The sequence below is a fragment of the Candidatus Poribacteria bacterium genome (assembly GCA_016866785.1).
Lineage (GTDB): Bacteria > Poribacteria > WGA-4E.
The window spans coordinates 1-3,075 of record VGLH01000238.1; the positions used below are offsets into that span (position 1 = coordinate 1).

General features: G+C 61.6%; 1 protein-coding gene. It reads left to right on the top strand.

What is annotated here, in order from left to right; genetic code table 11:
* Positions 1 to 468 precede the first annotated feature (468 nt).
* A partial coding sequence (locus FJZ36_18750; protein ID MBM3216938.1) for a choice-of-anchor D domain-containing protein occupies positions 469 to 3,075 on the top strand: 2,607 nt, incomplete at its 3' end.

A 3,075-nucleotide genomic window follows, 5' to 3' on the forward strand; every position in this document is an offset into this window, starting at 1 on the left:
CGCCGGATCGAGAGGGCGAGTATTACTTCTGGACGGTGGGCGGGGCTCAGACCGAAGCGATGTTCATCGCCTCGACGACGAGTTGGGTCAACGGAGAACCCGTCTGGGGCGACGGCAACGACGTCGCCGACTGGGGCGAAGCGGAGTTCCAAGCCGCGTTGGGGCAGGGCCGCGCGCGACCGTCGCAGCTCATTGATTTCGGTCGCCGCTTGCCGGGCGATGTCGTCGCGTGCGGGCTGAAGGTGGTCGTTGGGAAGTGACGGGTCACAGGGGTGTCACGACGGAAGGAGACACAACGGCGAGGTAAGGGGCGTTCTCGGAAGGACCGACCCGAAGCGGCGGGTTAGGACGCGCGCGGGCTGGACTCGTGGTCCGTGCAGCGTGGTTACGGGCTTATCGACATGCAGGGCACTCGCGCACGGAACGATCCGTTGTGGCGCGTTGCGGTTCGTGGGAAGGAGCTCGGTCATGAAGATGTGGCGTCTCGCGGTCTTCGCGTGTCTCGGAGCTTTGCTCGTTGTCTTCGGGCAATCTACAGCCCGCGCCGCGGTTACGTGGGACTCACGCCTCACGATTGACGATCCCAACGGCGACGTCCCTTATGCGCCGGACTTGGCGGTAGCGAACGGCGTCTTGCACATGGTCTGGGGTCGATTCGCAGCCTTTCCGAACGGCGAGGGGCGATACCTTCGGTCGCTCGATCAAGGAGCGACATGGCAGAATCCATACTCGTTCTCGAGCGCGCACCAGTACGGCACGGCGAACGTCGCGGCGGAAGGCAACACGGTCATCATCGTCTGGATGGAGACCGTTTCCGGGCAAAAAAAGATACGCTCAGTTCGGTCCGTCGACGGCGGCGCTTCATGGGGTTCGTCGCAGGACGTGACACCGCTCATGACTCCACCGTCCGGCGGCTATATCTGGGTATCGGATATCGCTCTCAAGAACGGCAATGCCGCTGTTCTTTGGGCTGAGTGGGACGGTGTCAACTCGGCGGACGGTTCTCACAACGCAACCTCGCGGGTGAACGTTTCTACCGACAGCGGGCAAACGTGGAGCACGGCGCGTACAGTCGCATCCCTTCCACCGGATGCGGGATCAGGTCCGATGCAGCGACTTGGATGGGCAGGTTCGACGCTCGTGTTCGCGTCGAACGCCGGTGGTTCCCCGAACTTGCTTGTCGCTACGAACTCAACGGACTTGGGACAAACGTGGGGCGTCGTACAGACATTGGATACGACATCGTCTGGTTACTTCCGCGCCGAAAGTGTCGCGTGCGAAGGCAACGTCGTTATCGTTCGATCCACGAAGAACGAATCGCTTGTCTATTCCGTACGTTCGACCGACGGCGGCGCGACTTGGGGAACGCCTGTTCACGTATCCGCAGGAATGAGCGGCTACCAACAGCAAGGCGGAGTTGCCATCCACAACGGGATTGCATTCACGACTTGGCGAGAGCACGCAGGTTCGGCGGATGTGTTCAGCTACGCGCTCTCTACGGATGGTGGACAGACGTGGTCGTCTCCGGCGAATCACACGCTATCAGGCTTCGGTTGGGTCAATCCGAACACGGTTGCGCTGGATGGAACCTACGCGTACGTCGCACCGTGGTCAGGTAGTGCCAGCGGCGGTGTGTGGTTCGTTCGCGGTTCGCACGGGTTGACACCGACGCCAACGGCGTGGATTACGCCGACTTCCGTCAACGCTGGGACCGTCACGAAGCCAGGCTCAGGCGCGGCGACCTTCACCATCACGAACACCGGCGGCGGGACGCTCACCGTCAGCGGGATAACCTCGTCGAACGCGCAGTTCACCGTCTCTCCCGCGCCGCCCTACAACCTGACGGCGGGTCAAAGCCAGACGGTCACCGTCACCTTCACGCCGACGAAGGTGGGCTGGGAGCAGGCGACTCTGACCATCGCGCACAACGCGTCGGGCAGCCCGTCGACCGTCACGGCGAAGGGCATCGGGCGGATGAACGTCGTCGTACCCACCGGCGACCTGGCGAATACGAAGATCGCGTTTTACTCGATGCGAGACGGGAATGGTGACATCTACGTCATGGACGCGAATGGGTCGAATCTCGTTAGACTGACGACCGATCCAGCGTATGACTACGAACCGGATTGGTCGCCGGACGGGACGAAAATCGTGTTTACGTCCTTGCGCGATGGCGATAGCGACATCTACACGATGAACGCCGCTGACGGAACGGACGTAACAAACCTGACGAGCAACAGCGTTCGATACGACGCTGGCCCGGTTTGGTCTTTGGACGGATCGAAGATCGTCTATCAGTCCGCTCCAAACAGCTCAACGGCAACGAACATCTGGGTGATGGACGCTGACGGAACGAATGCACGCGATCTTGGCGTTGTTGGAGATTATCCGTCGTGGTCGCCGGACGGAACTCAGATCGTCTTCAACCAGAGCGCACAACTAAAGAAGGTGAACGCCGACGGGAGCGGGCTTACAGCGATCGGCAGCAATGGAGACCCATCATGGTCTCCCAACGGGACGAAGATCGTCACAACGGGCCTTGTGGTTCTCAATACGGATGGGTCGGATCCGACGCCTGTTCCGAACGCCTCAGGCGGAGGCAACCCGCATTGGTCACCTGATGGAAGCAAGATCGTCTTTGCATCCACGATTGATGACGACATATACACGATCAACGTCGATGGTACCGAGCTGACGCGGCTAACGACGAATGTCTACACGGACAATCAACCAGCATGGTCTCCCTTCCTCGCCCCGGCTCTGCCTTCCTACCAGAACTGGCAGGCGACACTCCGCCTGACGGGCGATCCGGCGGGCGACCACACGGTCACCGTCGGCGTCGCGCCGGACGCGTCGGATGGCGTGAACCTGTCGGCGGAGGACACGCTCGCCCCGCCCATGCCGCAGCCTCCGGCGTCATGGCTCCGCCTCCTGAGAGGCGGCCAGGCGCTATCACAGGATGTTCTCGCGTTCACCGATGCGCGAACGTGGACCATCGAAGTCGAGGTCGGCAGCGGCACGCACTATCTGTCGATCGAAGGACTGCCGGAAGGCGTCTTGGTCTATTACAACGAC